The sequence below is a fragment of the Microbacterium sp. GbtcB4 genome, assembly GCF_019091465.1.
Taxonomy (GTDB): Bacteria; Actinomycetota; Actinomycetes; order Actinomycetales; family Microbacteriaceae; genus Microbacterium; species Microbacterium paraoxydans.
The window spans coordinates 1-244 of sequence record NZ_JAGXJJ010000398.1; the positions used below are offsets into that span (position 1 = coordinate 1).

The window sequence follows — 244 nt, forward strand, 5'->3', positions numbered from 1 at the left end:
AGAACACGGGGCACGACGAGGTGCACGCGGCGCAGAGGATGCACTTCGTGGTGTCGTCGGAGATCTCGCGGTCGGCGATGGACTGCGTGCGCTCCTTGCCCTTCTCCGGCACGGAGTTCGCGGCGAGGAACGGCTGCACCTCGCGGTACGACGCGAAGAACGGCTCCATGTCGACGACCTGGTCCTTCTCCTGCTGCAGGCCCTTGTTGGCCTCGACGTAGATCGGCTTCGAGTTGTCGTGGTC

At 65.2% G+C, this 244-nt stretch carries 1 pseudogene; it reads right to left on the reverse strand.

Annotation, left to right across the window (positions count from 1 at the left end):
* Nucleotides 1-244: pseudogene (locus KVS71_RS18280) on the reverse strand (succinate dehydrogenase iron-sulfur subunit); the annotation flags it as partial.